The sequence below is a fragment of the Providencia rettgeri genome (genome assembly GCF_041075285.1).
In the GTDB taxonomy this organism is placed as follows: Bacteria; Pseudomonadota; Gammaproteobacteria; order Enterobacterales; family Enterobacteriaceae; genus Providencia; species Providencia rettgeri_G.
The window spans coordinates 1,491,010-1,508,108 of record NZ_CP163512.1 but is presented as its reverse complement, the minus strand read 5'-3'; the positions used below and the strand labels follow the sequence as shown (position 1 = coordinate 1,508,108).

Genomic DNA, 17,099 nt, shown 5'->3' with positions numbered 1-17,099 from the left:
ATTAATTTCATTGAATTAAACAGTATTGAGCATGGGCTAAAGGCATTGGAGAAATGCCGGTTTGAGTTACTTGAAAAGAAGTTAATTACGGTTGACTACAACCAAAAGAAATATTTGATCATCAATAAGTTTGAAATAGATAAACTGGCTTCTGTCTATATGGATCTTCATTATGCAAGGTCAGTTTATAAAAAAAATATATCTGGGTTTATGTTAAGTACAGAAGCTCAATATTATCAAATTATTGAGAAAGCAACTCAATCTAATAACAATAACCTTTTATATGAAACGAGTGAAGTTCAAAAAGAGCTAGAAAGTTTGTTGCAGGTGGCAGTAGACACAGGAGCAAGTGATTTACACATTACCCGTGGGGATGTTATTTCTAAAATTGAATTTAGGGTTAACGGTTCTTTAATTTTATATTCACAATTAACATCGGCCAGTTGTGATGAACTTGTCTTTGTTTTGTATAACGTTGAGGCAACAACGAAAGAAACCACATGGAATAGGCAACAGCCTCAAAGTGCTAATATTCTCTATGACTTAAAAGGGAAAAAATACCGGTTTCGTTATGCTCATTTCCCGATATTTGGAGAAACCAGTGACTGTTATCACTGTGTATTAAGGATTATTCCTGCGACTATGGATACTAACCCTAATCCTAGGTTGGAGAATACAGGGTTATCACCCGTTGAAATTGAAGATATAAAAACAATTTTGAGTAATCCGTATGGCGCTTATTTTATTGCAGGTACGACGGGTTCAGGTAAGTCAACAACATTAAAGACAGTCATTGAGTGGTTGCAAATTAATCGCTATAACAATAAAGGGTGTTTTTTGACAGTTGAAGACCCCGTTGAATATTACATCTACGGGACAAAACAAAGTTCAGTACTTGATGTTGATGGTGGCGGTTTTCATTCTGCCATAAAGTCTGCCTTACGCCGAGATCCTGATGTGCTGATGATTGGTGAAATACGTGACCAAATTTCGGCAAATGCATTATCTGGCGCGGTTGAAAGTGGTCATTATTGTTTTACGACGGTTCATGCAGGGAGCATTGTAACGTTATTACAACGATTATCTGCTCTGGGTATTACAGGCGATAAGCTTTGTACACCAGGTTTTATTGCGGGGCTACAATGCCAAAAACTCATGCCTATATTATGCCCTCACTGTAAAAAACCAGAGGTCGCGATGTTTGGCCAGCGGCAAATGGAGGTTTCAACTTTAAATAGCCACGGTTGTCAACATTGCAAATTTACAGGGATAGCAGGGCGGAAATTGGTTGTTGAATATATGCTTCCATCAATAGATGAGCTTTCAGCGATGGCAAAAAGTAATTGGCTAGAGGCTTATATGTATTGGCGGAAAAAACGATTTATAGGTAAAGGAATAGGCGAAGGGTTTCAAATAAAAGAAAAAACAATGCTGCTCGTTATTGAAAATAAAGTTTGCTATCACTGGTTTACACATGAATTTGGCGTTGTCCCATCAGAAGATATGGAGGTAATTTTTGAAAAAATTCAGTAAGTCGCAACGGGTATATTTATATCAATTTTGTGCCGATATGATTAATTCCAATCTTCCACTCTATGATTCAATTATAAAGCTAAAAAAAGAAGGGGCTTCTGTTATAGGTAAAGGTTTTGTTAAAAAATTAAATTACCTATTGGATAAAATGGCAAACAAAGAATCTATTGCTTCTGTTTTTGATGGTATGGTTCCCAAAAACGAACTCAGCTTAATTTATTCTGCCGAAAAAAGTGGAGCGTTAGCTAATGGTTTTACCAGTATCGTTGAAATAATAAAATACAAAGACCAATTAATGTCGAAAATTATTAAGGCAATTACTTTCCCTCTCATTATGATTGCTTTATCAATGGTCGTCATAGCGGGTTACTCAATAAAGGTTTTTCCTGCTTTCGAAAAAGTATTACCGGTAAATCGCTGGCCTGCAGTAACAAGCTCACTATACGAATTTGGATTAGCGTTATATCATGGTTTATGGGTTTATATACTCATCGCAATTATATTATTTTCCATAGCTACTAGAATTGTTATGGCTAACCTGACAGGGACTATTAGGGATAATATCGTTGATAAAATAATACCATTTTCTACCTTTAAGCAATTGAATGCATCTATTGTTTTAAATAGCCTATCTGGCATGTTAAAAAATAGAATTCCAATTCATGATGCATTAACCATTTTAAATTTGAATACAAATCGTTGGTTGAAAAGCCACATTCGTATTATGCAGAACAATATGGCTAAAGGTATGAATTATGGAGAAGCATTGAATACCGGGCTGCTCAATATTGATGAGTTACTAAATATAAGTTTGTATTCTGCTTTGCCGTCGTTTCATGAAGTATTAACTTCAGTATCTGAAAAATCAAAAGATAATATTAATGACAAGATGGATAAATTAGCTGGGTTATTAAAGTCGTTTTCAACATTAATTCTCGGAGGATGTGTCATTTGGGTTTTTATTGCACTGTTTTCGCTTTCAGATCAATTATCAAAAATGTCTCAAATGTAAAGGTAAGTTAATTATGATGAAAAAAATATACTGTGCAGCACTATTATTATCCCCCTCAGTCGTTTTAGCTGCTCCGACACAGGGAATTAGTTATGTCGAAGGCTCTAGTTCTAGTCCACTGTTATCTGCGTGCGCTAATACTTCGACCCCATTGCCTATTTTCATTGCTACGTTACGTGATTTTGGGTCGGGATCAAAGTATAGTAATCGACTGGAAATTAAAGTTACGGCGGATTATTGGTCTGAAAAGGAAAGGGGGATACCAATAAAATCATCGAGTTTTTTCTCAATGGATACTGTTTATAAGCCAAATGGCCAAAAACCGACATTTGGGCAATCAAAAGATGTTATGCCAGTATCTCCTTTGCCTATGAGTGCGAGAGAATATCCCAATATGTCAGTCGCAGATGCTGGGATAGGCCTGCCAACTAAGACGCATCAGAAACGTAAGTTTGAACCTTACTATAGCCAAATTGTTTATACAAAAGAACAAGGAAGATATACGGCAACATATAAGCCGAAAGGACAAATGGCAGGCACTAAGACTAAGGAGGTAATACGCCGGCCAGATGATATTATTTGGCTCCCAAGTCGCTCGATAAAAACCTTAACTATACAGATTAAAGATTTAGAACAACCTAAAATACCACCAGGGTATGAAGGCCTACCCCCTGGCGAAGTTACATTTATTTGGGAAGCGAAAGCTGGCTATAATCCGAAGACAGCAACACCACCTATATTAGAATTAAAAAAAGTCACTTATTCTGGGAAAGGCAATAGTAAGTGGGGAACCTCTTATGAAAGAGATGAAGAGACTGGTCAACAAGCGCATGGTAACGTCAGTGTACATAGCAGTATAACGTTAGGAGAAACATACACTTTGGATATGAAATGGAACCGTAGTCCTGTCATTAGAGAGCTTGCAACAAGCGAACTTTACTCTGCGCAGTTTTTAAGGGAGCGGGATGCATTTCGAAATGGAAATCTAAGCTTTGGTGAATTAGTTTCTGCTGCTGGTAATCAAAAATTAAGTGAATATGATATGAATCTTAAAAAATTAGATTTTATTTATGCCAATATTGACGCCAAAGATATTGATTTCCATATGGGGCATGGCGGGAAATATAGAGTAACCTATTTTCGTGGAAGTATAAATGCGTATAATAATGTGTATATAGATTATGATGAGTATAAAAAGAACGGCTCGGTATTAAAGACTTGTGATTAATATGGAACAATTTATTCATCACTTTTACAGTATACTGGCTATGATTATTGGCTGTTGTATTGGTAGTTTTATTAATGTCGTTATATATCGATTACCTATTATGATATTCACCCGAGGGGAAGCGGAAACTCTATCCTTGAGTTTCCCATCCTCTCACTGCCCAGTTTGTGAGAGTAAAGTATATAAGCGAGATAACATTCCAGTACTTAGTTGGTTACTGTTAAAAGGGCAATGTCGACATTGTGGTTGTTCGATACCTAAGATATATCCAATATCAGAATTGGTTTTTGGTTTGGTATTCGGTTTGTTTTTTTTCTGTTATTCGTCAGATAAGGAAATAAGCACATTATTCGTTTTCTTAGGTATTTTCACAGTTTGCTATGCGATCATATTTATCGACTTAAAATGGTTTATTATTCCTGATGAGTTAAATTATTTTTTAATTTGGTTAGGGTTACTAAGCGCTGTTATGAAGTGGACTTCGGTCTCCCCATTACAAGCTGTTTTGGGTTGCATCATGATATGGATGCTGATCAAATGCATTATGATATTGTTTCAACGGATGACAGGCAAAGAAGGAATTGGAGATGGTGATGCAAAATTATTTGCGGCGGGCGCAACTTTTGTTGGGATATCACAGTTACATTGGTTAATTTTATTTTCTTCTTTAATTGGTGGCGGGATATATCTAGCCATGAGATATTATCATTATAAGCCAGATAGGGGGGAATACGCCATTTATTATGATATCGATGATAAATATCATGTGCCATTTGGCCCAGCAATCTGTATAAGCATTATGCTTTTATATTTATATCAGCAAATTATTTACTGATAAGACTATTTTTTGTTGAATGATTCCTATGCTTATTTATTTAATATTAATTTAATATGTTTTACATGTGCCATTATAGAATGACTCAATTAAATGCAAGGTTATGATAATAATTTAAATTTAACTGTTGTCTGATTTAAGTTATTAGGTTATATTTTTTGGGTAAGTAGTATTTACTTTCATTTTCATGATTCGCTATTTAGGGGAGTTGTTGCTTTACTCCCTATTTTTTTATTTCCATTTCTCTCCTGTATTATTATCAAAATTCCTTATAAATTAATTTACCAATAACTAGGGGAATATCCAAACAATAAAATATGTCGACCTATAAGATCATTTATGTAAAACATTACACATAATTGAAAGGAGATATTTGTTTAATTTGTTCTACTTAACCTAATTAAGAATAGTTTTGTTAGAGAAAAGAGATTTTATGTTGAGTCGAATAAAGGAAATATTGAGCTGTAATGTGCAACATGAAAGCGTTTTAGATCAACTTCAGTTGAGGAGTGAAATAGCACAGAAGCTACAGCCTATTAGACTAGATGTCACTATTTGTGATCGTCCCACGCATAATCAAAATGGTCTGACGCAGTATAATTACGATGAAAACCATCAAAGTATACGACAACGTAGAGTCGATACAGCGAGAAAGTTTGACTTAACTTTGTCAGATGCACCTTTTGATAATCGTTTCGTTTTTGAATTAGCGGCAAGAGTGAGGGCCACTCATGGTCAACCAGGGCAGTGTGCCGAAATGGCCAGTTTATCTGCGGTAGAAATTTGTGAGATAGCGCCTAAGTATGGGTTTTCAACTTATACCATACAGTTGCCTGATTATAATCACACCATTACCTTGGTCTCTACTAATGATTATAGAAGCGGAGATAAAGTGGATTGGCGAAATGAATTTAAGTTGGGATCGACTGTGGTTGACTTATGGCAAGGAGCCCTTGAACCTGAAAATTTAGATGCATTGGTGTCTTCGGCAAAAAAAAATTTTTATACCGAAAACTCGCCAAGGGCTATTGTGCAATGCAAGGTGACAAATGAATGGGTTTCTTGGTGACAAACATAAAATAAAGCAGAAGTAACCTCAACCTTTCACAATTAAGTGAAAGGTTGAGAATAGTTATTTATTTAGGCAGTTGTAAACGAATTATCTCAGCGAAGAACTCGGCACCAACTAATAAAATATCATCGTTAAAATTATACAAGGCATTATGCAGAGGAACGTGGCCAACACCATCTTCCTCATTACCATTACCGATAAAGACAAAACAACCGGGGATTTTTTGTAAGAATGCCCCAAAATCCTCTGAAGTCATCATAGCTTGTACATTAGCATCCACATTTTGGGCCCCGACTGTATTATTCGCCGCTTTAATAGCCACATCGACACATTCAGCCCAATTAACGGTTGGGGCGAATTCATGGGTGTATTCAAACTCACATTCAGCATCATGCATTGCGCAAATATGTTCGCAAATTGAACGCATACGCGTTTCAATTAATTTTTGCGCTTGAGGATCATAACTGCGCGTGTCTCCTTTAATTTCAACATGAGTAGGGATAGCATTACGAATACCGTCGGTGTGAATTTCGGTGCAGGAAATGACGATAGGAATACTCGGGTCGATATTACGTGATACGATAGTTTGTAAACAGAGGATAATTTCTGCGGCAATGACAAGCGGATCTTTCCCCATATGAGGGCGTGATGCATGGCTACCAAAGCCTTTGATTCGAATTACAAAATTATCTTCGCTTCCCATGATCCCACCAACACGGGTGGCAATTTGTCCTTGTTTGATCCCCGGCATATTGTGCATGCCGTAAATCTCCTTGATGTTGAAACGTTCAATCACGCCATCATCAATCATCGCTTTCGCGCCCCAACCGGGTTCTTCTGCGGGCTGAAAAACAAAACAGACAGTGCCATTAAAATTTTTCCGTTCCGCTAAGAGTCGTGCGGTACCTAACATTACTGAGGTGTGTCCATCATGACCGCACGCATGCATCCTATTAGGGGTCTTTGAAGCATAAGGTAGACCTGTTTTCTCCGTTAATTGAATACAATCCATATCCGCACGTAAGCCGATCACATCCTTACCATCACCACATTTTAATAGGGCGACTAAACCTGTTTTACCTATATTCCGATGAACTTCTAACCCCATTTTTGTTAGTTGTTCAGCAACAAAATCCGCGGTATTTGCTTCTTCAAATGCACTTTCTGGATGTTGATGTAAATGATGACGCCATTCGATCATTTGTTGTTTTAATTGATTTTTATCCATTTTATTTGTCCTTTGAATAGGGAGATTGGGCTCTTTGTAAAACGACATTGAGGAGAATATTGGCGCCACGAACTAAATCTTCAGGCTCACTAAACTCGTTGATGTTATGGCTTATTCCTCCGGCGCAAGGGACGAATATCATGCCGGAAGGGCAGATGCTTGCCATAAACTGTGCATCATGTCCTGCACCACTTGGCATTTTGCGATAGCTCAGGTTTTGCCGCTTCACTTCATTTTCAATTGCATCAATTATCGTATTGGAGAAAATGACCGGGTCAAAACGGGCTAATGTACGGCTACTAAGTAAAACACCTTCTTCTGCGGCCACTTTCTGTGCGTAGTCTTGCATCATTTTTTCCGCTTTTATGAGTTGGTTATTATCGGTGTTACGCAGGTCGATAGTGAGTGTTGCATGGTTAGGGATCACATTGATCAGGTTTGGTTTGAAAGATATAAAACCGACGGTTGCGACTTGGTTCCCGCCAAGCGTTTCGGTTATTTCCCTCGCAAATGTCCCCATTTTTAAGGCGACAAGACCTGCATCATGGCGCATTGACATTGGTGTCGTACCTGCATGATTTGAAACGCCTTCAATCACGTATTCGGTCCATGAAATGCCTTGAACCCCCGTGACGACGCCAATATTTATTTTTTCTTTATCTAGGATAGGACCTTGCTCGATATGCAGTTCAAAATAGCTATCAACAGGGAAGCTGCCAATTTTTGCTTCGCCTTTATAACCCATATCAAGTAAAGCTTGTTCTACACTGATACCGTTAAGATCTTTTGCTGCTAGGGCATCTTTTAGTGGAAACTGCTCAGCAAAAACAACACTTCCCATCATATCAGGTTGAAAACGCACACCTTCTTCATTAGTAAAAAAAGTAACTGCAATTGGACGATAAGGTCGAATATTGGCATCTTTTAAGCTATTAATGACTTCAAGCCCCGCTAATACACCGTAATTGCCATCATATAGTCCGCCAGTTCCTACGGTATCAATATGAGATCCCATCATGACAGGAGGTAAATCATGAAGACCTGGATAAATTCCTGTTACATTGCCAATTTCATCTATTCGGATTTGCAGGTCTAAAGATTGCATTTTGGCGACGACGAAATCTCGACCGAGCTTATCTTGTGGGGTACCTGCGATACGGCAACATCCCCCTTCAGGTAATGCACCGAGTTTTCCGAGTTCAAACAGAGAACTCATCAGGCGCTCTGAATTGATGCAGAGTTTATCTTTCATTTTAACTCCTTGTTTTTAATCTTTAATTATTTATTTTTAATTCGAATTTTGACATCGTTTGTGTAATCCCACAGAGGATCGCTGATGCCGTTATTTTTTTGCTGTATGTAGTCTCGTAAGACAAAAATGACATACTTTGAAAGGAGTAAGAGAGCTGGCACGTTGAAAATAATCAGCATAGCTGCTGCAAAATCAACCAGTTCCCAAATTGTGGAAACGGGGATCATTCCGCAAAATACCACTAAAGCACAGCACAGTAAGCGATAGAATTGCGTTACCATTTTATTATCAACAATCCAACGTAGATTCACTTCACCGTAATAAATATCTGCAATGACAGATTTAAAACCGAATAACACCATCGCCACAAACACCACATGTTTCCCCCAATCACCGACGCCTAATGTGAAAGCGTGTTGAGTGAGCTCAACCCCTGTGTGTCCACTACCCAGTGCGCCTGTTAGTAAAATGGTAAATGCGGTGCAGCTACAGACGATAATCGTGGTAAAAAAGGTGCCGAACATGGCGGTGAATCCTTGTGTCACCGGATGGTTTACCGTAGCGGTGGCGTGCATACTCGGCGTTGTCCCATTACCTGCGTCATTGGAGAACAAGCCGCGCGCAACACCATATCGAAAAGCCATATAGATGGTATAGCCTGCTGCACCACCTGCCGCCGAGTCAAAATTAAACGCAGATTTAATAATGAGCGCTAAAATAGCTGGCAACTCAGTGACATTCAGAGCAATGATAAAAAGTGATAGCAGGATATAGCCAATAGATAAAAAAGGGACAAAGAAAGAGGCAAAATCGCTGATCCGTTTTACGCCACCAAAGATAATAATGGAAACCAACAACACTAAGATAAGACCAACCAAAGCAGGGTGAACATCAATAACACCTGTTGTGGCTAAAATGACAGAGTTGCCTTGTACCATGGTGTAGAAAAAGCCCATTCCGATGATCATGCTGATCGAGAAAGCAATGGCTAATGGCTTACAATTAAGGCCTTTTGAAATATAATAAGCAGGCCCCCCTCGGTAGGTTCCATCACCATTACTTTCACGAAATAAAATCGCTAAAATAGCCTCACTAAAGCTGATCCCCATCCCTAAAATAGCGGTAACCCACATCCAAAAAATCGCACCGGGTCCCCCGGATGCTAACGCAGTGGCTACACCGACTAAACTCCCTGTACCGACTTGGCTGCTTAATGCAGCACAAAGCGCACCGAAACCAGAGACACTTTTCCCATCCGTAGATTTCTTTTTGTTTGTAAAAACATTAAATAGCTGAGTAAAGTAACGGATTTGAGGAAAGGAAAATCGAAAAGCAAAAAAAATGCCTGTGCCTAATAGCAAACCGGCAACGAGCCATCCCCAGAAGATATTATTTATTGATTGTAAAAATTCCATGGTTCGCCTCTTACAGTGTTTATTACCTGCACTGCCGTTACCTCGATGCGTTGCATCAATAGAGTAGGGTAATAGATAACAACAATGCGGCCTGTTTTTTAATTATTCATTTCTGCCTAACCAAACAATGTCTTCGTAAATATCTGGTGAAGTATCTCCTTCAGTGCTGATGAGTAATATGCGTGAGTGGTCATCAAGTTTGAGTTGTTGGCGCAAAACATGATGAGTTGGGTTTTTCATTAGTTCGTATAAGAGACCAAGACCAATTGCACCTGATTCCCCTGAAATAAAAGGCGTATCCGTATCAGGGCGAGGTGCCGCAGCAATGCGAACACCGTTTGCGGCAAGGCTATCGTGTGCAGAGATGAAAATATCACTATAGTCACGTAACACCGGCCAACTGATGGTATTTGGCACGCCACAGGCTAAACCAGCCATAACGGTATCCATTGCGCCGCCGACACTGTGTGGTAAGGTGTCGTTGGCAACGGCAGATTGATAGAGGCAATTTGCTTTATGAGGTTCAACAACCATTAAAATCGGCGGATTGTCTTTCATTAACTCAACAAAATAGCCCATGATAGCGGCAGCAAATGAACCAACTCCCGCTTGCAAAATAAGGTGTGTTGGTGGCTGTTTTAATTGTTCAACAGCTTCTAAAGCAAGAGTCATATAACCTTGCATGATCCATGTTGGGATTTCTTCATATCCATCCCATGCCGTATCTTGCAGTAAAATCCAGCCGTTTTGCTCAGCCATTTGGCTAGCGAGTTGCACGGTGTCATCATAGTTTAATTCGGTGATAGTGCACTCGGCCCCATGATTGCGGATGTTTTGTGCTCGGATTTGTGAAGATCCCTTTGGCATATAAACAACTGCTTTCATTCCTAACTGTTCTGTGGCCCACGCCACGCCACGACCATGGTTGCCATCCGTCGCAGTCACAAAAGTGATATCGCCAATTCGTGCTTTTATCTCAGGTGACGACAGCATTTCAAAACTTAATGTATTGATGTCTCGATTTAATTTTTTCGCTAAAAACTTACCAATGGCGTACGAGCCGCCAAGCCCTTTGAAGGCATTTAAACCAAAGCGTTTTGATTCATCTTTAACGTGGATAGCACCTAATCCAAGTGTATGGCTTAAGTGGCGCAATTCCCTAAGTGGTGTTGGCTGGTAATCGTGAAACTTACTATGGAAATGCCTAACTTCATCTCCGACAAGTTGATTTAGAAACGACAAATCCGCAGCTTGTTGGCGTGATTTTTTTTGTAAATTAAATTGATAGGCAATTTTCTCTAACATAAAAAGTCCTTGTTAATTAACACAATACAATCGCTTTATGGCAATAATCATGACCATCCCAATTAATGATGCATTAATCATATTGATAACCAGCGCTAATAATTGACTTGTTTTTGCAGGCAAAACGCAAAAATCACGTTAATATTGAAAAAATACGCAACAATGTTGCATTCTTTCCTGCTAATGAAAGAGGGTAATGATGAAGCTAGATGCATTTGATAAAAAAATTTTATCTATATTACAAAGAGATAATAGAATTTCGCAACGAGAGTTGTCGTCTGAAATTAGTTTGTCGGCATCTGCGATTAATCGGCGTATTGCAGCAATGGAGAAAGCAGGGATCATCAAAAACAGTGTGACTATTGTGAATGCACATAAGGTCGGGCGACCAATTACCATCATTACGCAGGTGAGTTTAATTAACGAGCGTTTAGACTTGTTAGAAAAACTAAAAAAGAATTTCACTCAGTGCCCACAAGTCCAGCAGGTTTACTATGTGACAGGGGATTTTGATTTTTTATTGATTATTAATGTTGCGGATATGGAAGAGTATGAACGACTCACCCATGAGCTTTTTTTCAATTCAGAAAACATTCAAAGTTTTAGAACGATTGTGTCTATGCAAAATGCCAAACAAGAATTAACCGTTATTCTGAACTAATTTGATAAGTAAAATTCACTAACTGTCTGTTTATCAGAGTGTTCTACTAGGAAATTTAGCTTATTAACCGTAGTGTGGAGGATAACTCAACACCAATCAATGATGCGGTTAAATAAGTGGTGAGCAATTTTAAGGCAAGTAAGGATATTTCAGGATACGCTAAGCCTTGTGATTGAATAAACTCGGCAAATGGCCAAACGGCAAATCCCTGTAAGCTATTTTGTTCAAGCACTGAGACAATGATGTTAAGTGCAACAGGGTAATCTGCCGGTAATTGTTTTATCAATACATCGCGGATTGCACGAACACGGGCTTTCATTTCAAGTTGAGGGAACTCATGGGTCAAATGATGCAGAGCTTCCCCTTTAAATTCAGGGTATTCAAGACCAATAAGTTCAGCGAGTTGCAGCAACAGTTTTTCGTTAAAGAGGTGCTTAAACGCGTTATCATTTTGTTTTTCAGTTGCGCTCGACATATTTGTTCCCACTTCAGCAAGTTATGGTTGATCTTGCCTGAACTTTCGTTACCTGAATATGTTATTTTTGTGCTATCGATCAAAAAATAACTTGTACTAGACCAGTCGGTCCATTACAGTAATGCCATGAACAAACATACTGAACATGATACACGCGAACATCTTTTAGCCACAGGTGAGCGACTTTGTTTACATCTCGGTTTTACGAGGATGGGGCTTAGTGAGCTGTTAAAAACCGCACAAGTGCCTAAAGGATCGTTCTATCACTATTTTCGCTCCAAAGAGGCGTTTGGTGTTGCGATGTTAGAGCGTTATTACGCAGATTATTTGCAACGACTGACAACGCACTTCGAACAAGGCGCGGGGAATTATGCTGATCGTTTCTTCGCGTATTATGGCGAAATGCTGCCACAAGTTTGCCAACGTAGCCATATTAATGGTTGCCTTACAGTAAAACTGTCTGCTGAGGTGTGTGATTTATCTGAAGATATGAACAAAGCGATGGATGATGGCGTACGGCAAATTATTAGTTTACTTGCCGATACCCTAGAAAAAGGTCGCCAAGAAAAATCCCTTTGCTTCACTGGTGAGCCTTTATCCAATGCGCAAGTCTTCTATGCACTTTGGTTGGGAGCCAATCTACAATCAAAAATTACACGTAGTACAGTTCCATTAGAAAAAGCATTGGAACATGTTAAAACGGTATTGCAAGTGCCATGATTTGATTGGCATTTTTATTTCTCCAATAACTAGTCGACCGGTCTAATATAGGAATCATTATGTCGCAAAAAAAATTATTTACCCCGCTTAAAGTTGGAGCTTTCACAGCAAAAAATAGAGTATTTATGGCACCATTAACCCGTTTACGTAGTATCGAGCCCGGTGATGTCCCTACACCATTAATGGGGGAGTATTATCGTCAGCGTGCGAGCGCTGGGTTAATTATCTCTGAAGCGACACAAATCTCAGCGCAGGCAAAAGGCTATGCAGGGGCTCCTGGCTTGCATAGTCCTGAACAGATTGCTGCGTGGAAGGCGATCACTGCTGCGGTACATGATGCGGGTGGACATATGACTGTTCAATTGTGGCATACAGGGCGAATTTCCCACAATACTTTGCAGCCTAACCAGCAAGCGCCTGTCGCACCTTCTGCACTCAGTGCCAACACACGCACATCATTACGTGATGCACAAGGCCAGCCGATACGCGTCGATACATCTATGCCCAGAGCACTGGAATTACAGGAGATCCCGCAAATTGTTGATGATTTTCGTCAAGCAGTCGAAAATGCACGCCAAGCTGGGTTTGATATGGTTGAATTACATGGCGCCCATGGTTATTTATTGCATCAATTTTTATCACCCGATGCGAACCAACGTCATGATCAATATGGCGGCAGCATTGAAAATCGTGCACGTTTTCTGCTTGAGGTGATTGATGCCGTGTGTGAGCAATGGGCACCAGAGCGTATTGGTATTCGTTTGTCGCCAATTGGTAGTTTCCAAAATACAGGAAATGGCCCAAATGAAGAGTCGGATGCGTTATATGTGATTGAAGCGCTAAATCAGCGTGGCATCGGCTATTTACATCTGTCTGAGCCTGACTGGGCTGGTGGACAACCTTACACCGAAGCATTCCGCCTGAAAGTTCGCCAGCGTTTTAACGGTGTAATTATTGGTGCAGGTGCTTATACCCCGGAAAAAGCAGAAGATTTAATCGAAAAGGGCTTGATTGATGCTGTGGCTTTTGGTCGTGATTTTATTGCGAATCCCGATTTAGTTGCCCGCTTGCAGCAAAATGCACCACTTAACCCTCAACATCCTGAAACATTTTATGGTGGTGGTGCGAAAGGGTATACCGATTACCCATTTATGAAATAAATTGCTAATAGAAGGGCGCAAGTTATTATGATCCTGAGGTTACTTGCGCCTAATTTTTTGTAATGTAAACATTACAATTAATGTCTTTTTACCCTTTTTTGTAATCTATACGTTACCAATTTAGTCTGAGCGTACTCCAAACACTCTCCCTCAATGATGTGGGCACACCATGATGCTCAGCAAGTTCTCGCCAAGTTGACACTACGGCAATGGTTTCATCAATAATTTTTTGTGCTTTATTGCGGCGAAGGTGTGTAATTTGTTCCGTGATTGATAGCAAATCCTGCAGAGTAAAATTATCGCGTTTACCCGCTAAGGATAATTGGTGAGATTGTACCCACATTGAATCTTTTTTATAACTCCACGCGAGGTCATAAGCGGGAGCCAACTGCCATTCATATTGGTCATTCACCATAAATGACCAATTTTTAGTATGATCATCATGGTTACGGGCAATAATATTAAAAACCATTCGGCGATAAATTTGCTCTTGTTCCTTATTCGATAGGCCAAGCTGCCGCGCAGTTAATAGTAACTCTTCGTAACTAAATGCGCCCGGTTTTCTAAAATCGGCATGTGCGAGCCCGCATAAACTGAGGACGTGATATTTCAAATTACCGACTCTATCAAAACGTTTAGTCATGAAATGTGCAAGACCACTTTGCGATCCCCGTAATAACTCGCATTCTGACATTTCAATCCCTAATTGTGTGGCCATAAGGTAATAAACATATTCCATTATCCCAAATCCTTTCGGGTCACCAAAGGTTTCTTTATTGGTTTGATGCTCTACAACACCATCAAATTTAAGTAAGAAATGTTCAAAACCTTCAGGGACCTCTACCTGCCCGGAACGTATTTCTGTGCGGTCTTTATTAACAGCAATAACCGCTTTAGCACGCGCTCCTCCGGCGGATGTTCCGATTTGCAATAGTTTAGACATCGATGACTCTTCGCTATCGGTTAAGTGCAATTCATCTCTCGCATCGAGCACTTTTTGGGCGATATTGACTAGCTCTTCGATCAAAATAGGGACATCTTCCTCAGCGCTTGGGTAATTTGTGGGCTGGTATTCCAGCGCGCCCATTCCACGGCTCCCGGTATAAAGCAAACGATCTAAGGCTGAAAATTGTGACTTGTCTTTACCTTGGCGTGCAAGCCACGCATTGATTAACGCGTTACCAAAATCATCAGGTAATGAATCGGCAAATACGGCAGGTAAGCCGCGATAGGTATCGACAGGCAAATGACGAAAAGTATAGGTTTGTGAACTTAAGGGTAAATGCAGTGGGGAAAGGCTAAACCCCTCTTTTTGCCATTCTTTGGTATATTCAAATGTCGCAAATCCACTATCATCAGTATAAGCCAAATAGCCCGTTGGGATATTATCAAAAAAAACGGTACAAGATTTGGCGATCATAGGGAGCCCTTATTTTTTCGGTTAGCGAGCATTTCTTTGACAGAGAGTTTTGATTGTATTTGGTTACGCTTAAGGTTTTGTTGTTTGACGATTTCAGAAGGGCGTAACGATGGTGGAGGCACCAATGTATCGAACCCCTCAAGTAAGTTGAGCTCGCGTAATACGCTAATAAATGTGCTAAGGCTGCAAGTTCCTTTTTGGATCCTCGCATAGGTTGGGCGACTAATGCCTAAGTTTTCAACAAGTTCTTCCTGCGACAGCCCTTTAGACTGCCTATAGTATTCAAGGCGGTTGTAGAGTTCTTGTGTGATTGCTAAGTCTGACATTGCCATTGAAATCTTCATATAGTGCCTTTTTGTAATGTATATATTACAATTTAGCCTTTTTATAGGTGATTTGCAATATATACGTTACAAGAGCTTACTAAAGAACTACTTGCTAGCGTAATGAATAAGATAGTTCGCTATTTTCTTTTTATCGGAAAAACACATATAGTAAAGTTTTATACTTTCGCATTGAGTTATTTATGAAACAAATCATTCCATTAATCACAGCGAGCTTTATCTCACTCTGTAGTATGACAAGTGCTTTGGCGGGTGATCCGGGACCATACCGCTTAGTTTTTCTCGATATTTCTCAAGCACCGTATAAAGATGGGCAAAAATTATTGATTGAATTACGCGCAATGGATCAACTGCCTGACGTGCAAAATCGCGATTGCTTTATGTGTGAAGGTCATTCTGTCGAAGTGCTTTATGTTTATTCTGCACCCGTTGGGTTATTAACGGAGGATTTACGCAAAGCAGTGCAGGGGGATAAACAAGCGAAAATTCGTATGCAAACCGTATTAACGGATTTTCACGATAAACAAGGTTACGGTGTTGACGGCTTACTGCTGTATGAGCATGTCGCTGATAAAGTGAATATTTATACTATGGATAAGAAAATCGGTTCTAAATTAGAAATTGAAAGCAAAACGGTAAAAAATCGTCTGCTGCATTCCAGTTTAGATAAATTATTAGAAAAAGCGGCTAATAAAATTGATAGACCAATTTGAGTAAATCCCCTTTACTTAAGGGGAGGCAAATTGGGTTAATGTCTTTGTAAACTTTTCAACCAATGTTTTAAAATTACGCATTTTATTCTCACTCCACTAATTAAACATTTCTTGATAAATTGATATCGTGTAGTCAAATTTCAGTTTTTAAATTACCAACCGCATCAATGATTGAATTTGTATAGAGGATAACGCGATTGACGAAATAGGTTTTATCAGACGTAATGGCTCCAGCTAATTTTCTATAACCGCTATTATATTTTTGATGAACGAGCCTTAAATCAACTTTATATCCCGTTTTCCCTGAAGATGAAGAAAAAATTGAAGAAATATGCGAACTATAATGCTTACTATCATCCTTGATGAAATGAACCGATGATTATGTTTTTCTGGTGGACGACTTCAGGAAAATACATATTTTATTGGTAAGAATATTTTTTTGATTGATAAGTAAGATATATTTTTGATAAGCAATGTAGAGGGGATTAGTAAAATAATCATATGTCTAACATGGTCTGATTGTAACAAAATGAAAATAAAAACCCCTTTATTGTGTATAAAAAAAGGTTAATTTAACTATGTTAATAATGTTAATTTTTATAAGCTTGCTACTCAACCTAACTTAATCTGTTGATATATATAGATATAAGAAATTATAATTCATTTTTAATAGGTTATAATATGTGTTTTTATATTTTTTGATAGCCCACACCTATGATGCGTTGT

At 39.1% G+C, this 17,099-nt stretch carries 16 protein-coding genes; 9 read left to right on the top strand and 7 right to left on the bottom strand.

What is annotated here, in order from left to right:
- Window positions 1-159: 159 nt before the first annotated feature.
- The 5 genes from AB6N04_RS06815 to AB6N04_RS06795 all read left to right on the top strand — a co-directional run bounded on the left by AB6N04_RS06815 (window position 160) and on the right by AB6N04_RS06795 (window position 5,677).
- Window positions 160-1,533, top strand: coding sequence for an ATPase, T2SS/T4P/T4SS family (locus AB6N04_RS06815; RefSeq protein ID WP_369312021.1), 1,374 nt, complete (start codon window positions 160-162; stop codon window positions 1,531-1,533).
- Window positions 1,517-2,545, top strand: a complete 1,029-nt coding sequence (locus tag AB6N04_RS06810; RefSeq protein WP_369311134.1) for a type II secretion system F family protein — start codon at window positions 1,517-1,519, stop codon at window positions 2,543-2,545. The genes AB6N04_RS06815 and AB6N04_RS06810 overlap by 17 nt, the downstream gene beginning before the upstream one ends.
- A 13-nt stretch (window positions 2,546-2,558) precedes the next feature.
- A complete protein-coding gene (locus tag AB6N04_RS06805; protein WP_369311133.1) occupies window positions 2,559-3,773 on the top strand; it encodes a hypothetical protein in 1,215 nt (404 codons plus the stop codon).
- Between the two features lies 1 nt (window position 3,774).
- Window positions 3,775-4,608: an A24 family peptidase gene (locus tag AB6N04_RS06800; RefSeq protein ID WP_369311132.1), complete on the top strand. Its 834-nt coding sequence runs from the start codon at window positions 3,775-3,777 to the stop codon at window positions 4,606-4,608.
- A gap of 433 nt (window positions 4,609-5,041) precedes the next feature.
- Window positions 5,042-5,677, top strand: coding sequence for a hypothetical protein (locus tag AB6N04_RS06795; protein WP_369311131.1), 636 nt, complete (start codon window positions 5,042-5,044; stop codon window positions 5,675-5,677).
- 67 nt (window positions 5,678-5,744) lie between these two features.
- Here the strand turns inward: AB6N04_RS06795 and AB6N04_RS06790 are convergent, their stop codons facing one another.
- The 4 genes from AB6N04_RS06790 to dpaL form a co-directional block, all read right to left on the bottom strand.
- Window positions 5,745-6,908 carry a M20 aminoacylase family protein gene (locus AB6N04_RS06790; RefSeq protein WP_369311130.1) on the bottom strand — a complete coding sequence of 388 codons (1,164 nt, stop codon included), beginning with the start codon at window positions 6,906-6,908 and terminating at the stop codon, window positions 5,745-5,747.
- A gap of 1 nt (window position 6,909) precedes the next feature.
- On the bottom strand, window positions 6,910-8,160 hold the full coding sequence (locus AB6N04_RS06785) for a Zn-dependent hydrolase (protein ID WP_369311129.1): 1,251 nt from the start codon (window positions 8,158-8,160) through the stop codon (window positions 6,910-6,912).
- 26 nt (window positions 8,161-8,186) lie between these two features.
- The gene (locus AB6N04_RS06780) at window positions 8,187-9,575 is read right to left on the bottom strand and encodes an alanine/glycine:cation symporter family protein (RefSeq protein ID WP_369311128.1); all 1,389 of its coding nucleotides are present in this window, start codon (window positions 9,573-9,575) and stop codon (window positions 8,187-8,189) included.
- A gap of 102 nt (window positions 9,576-9,677) precedes the next feature.
- Entirely contained in the window at window positions 9,678-10,880 is a 1,203-nt protein-coding gene (gene dpaL / locus AB6N04_RS06775; protein ID WP_369311127.1) for a diaminopropionate ammonia-lyase, read from the bottom strand.
- A 199-nt stretch (window positions 10,881-11,079) separates the two neighbouring features.
- On the opposite strand from dpaL, the gene AB6N04_RS06770 reads away from it, so the two are divergent.
- Entirely contained in the window at window positions 11,080-11,541 is a 462-nt protein-coding gene (locus AB6N04_RS06770; RefSeq protein ID WP_369312019.1) for an Lrp/AsnC family transcriptional regulator, read from the top strand.
- Between the two features lie 55 nt (window positions 11,542-11,596).
- Here AB6N04_RS06770 and AB6N04_RS06765 read toward each other — a convergent pair whose 3' ends face one another.
- Window positions 11,597-12,016, bottom strand: a complete 420-nt coding sequence (locus AB6N04_RS06765; protein ID WP_369311126.1) for a hypothetical protein — start codon at window positions 12,014-12,016, stop codon at window positions 11,597-11,599.
- A 126-nt stretch (window positions 12,017-12,142) separates the two neighbouring features.
- On the opposite strand from AB6N04_RS06765, the gene AB6N04_RS06760 reads away from it, so the two are divergent.
- Window positions 12,143-12,736 (top strand): TetR/AcrR family transcriptional regulator, encoded by a 594-nt coding sequence (locus AB6N04_RS06760; RefSeq protein WP_369311125.1) that lies wholly within the window; start codon window positions 12,143-12,145, stop codon window positions 12,734-12,736.
- Window positions 12,737-12,795: 59 nt separating this feature from the next.
- A complete protein-coding gene (locus AB6N04_RS06755; protein ID WP_369311124.1) occupies window positions 12,796-13,896 on the top strand; it encodes an alkene reductase in 1,101 nt (366 codons plus the stop codon).
- Between the two features lie 112 nt (window positions 13,897-14,008).
- Here the strand turns inward: AB6N04_RS06755 and AB6N04_RS06750 are convergent, their stop codons facing one another.
- Together AB6N04_RS06750 and AB6N04_RS06745 are read right to left on the bottom strand one after the other, a co-directional pair.
- Window positions 14,009-15,316 carry a type II toxin-antitoxin system HipA family toxin gene (locus AB6N04_RS06750; RefSeq protein WP_369311123.1) on the bottom strand — a complete coding sequence of 436 codons (1,308 nt, stop codon included), beginning with the start codon at window positions 15,314-15,316 and terminating at the stop codon, window positions 14,009-14,011.
- A complete protein-coding gene (locus AB6N04_RS06745) occupies window positions 15,313-15,660 on the bottom strand; it encodes a helix-turn-helix domain-containing protein (RefSeq protein WP_369311122.1) in 348 nt (115 codons plus the stop codon). The genes AB6N04_RS06750 and AB6N04_RS06745 overlap by 4 nt, the downstream gene beginning before the upstream one ends.
- 182 nt (window positions 15,661-15,842) lie before the next feature.
- On the opposite strand from AB6N04_RS06745, the gene AB6N04_RS06740 reads away from it, so the two are divergent.
- A complete protein-coding gene (locus AB6N04_RS06740; protein WP_369311121.1) occupies window positions 15,843-16,373 on the top strand; it encodes a hypothetical protein in 531 nt (176 codons plus the stop codon).
- Window positions 16,374-17,099 lie beyond the last annotated feature (726 nt).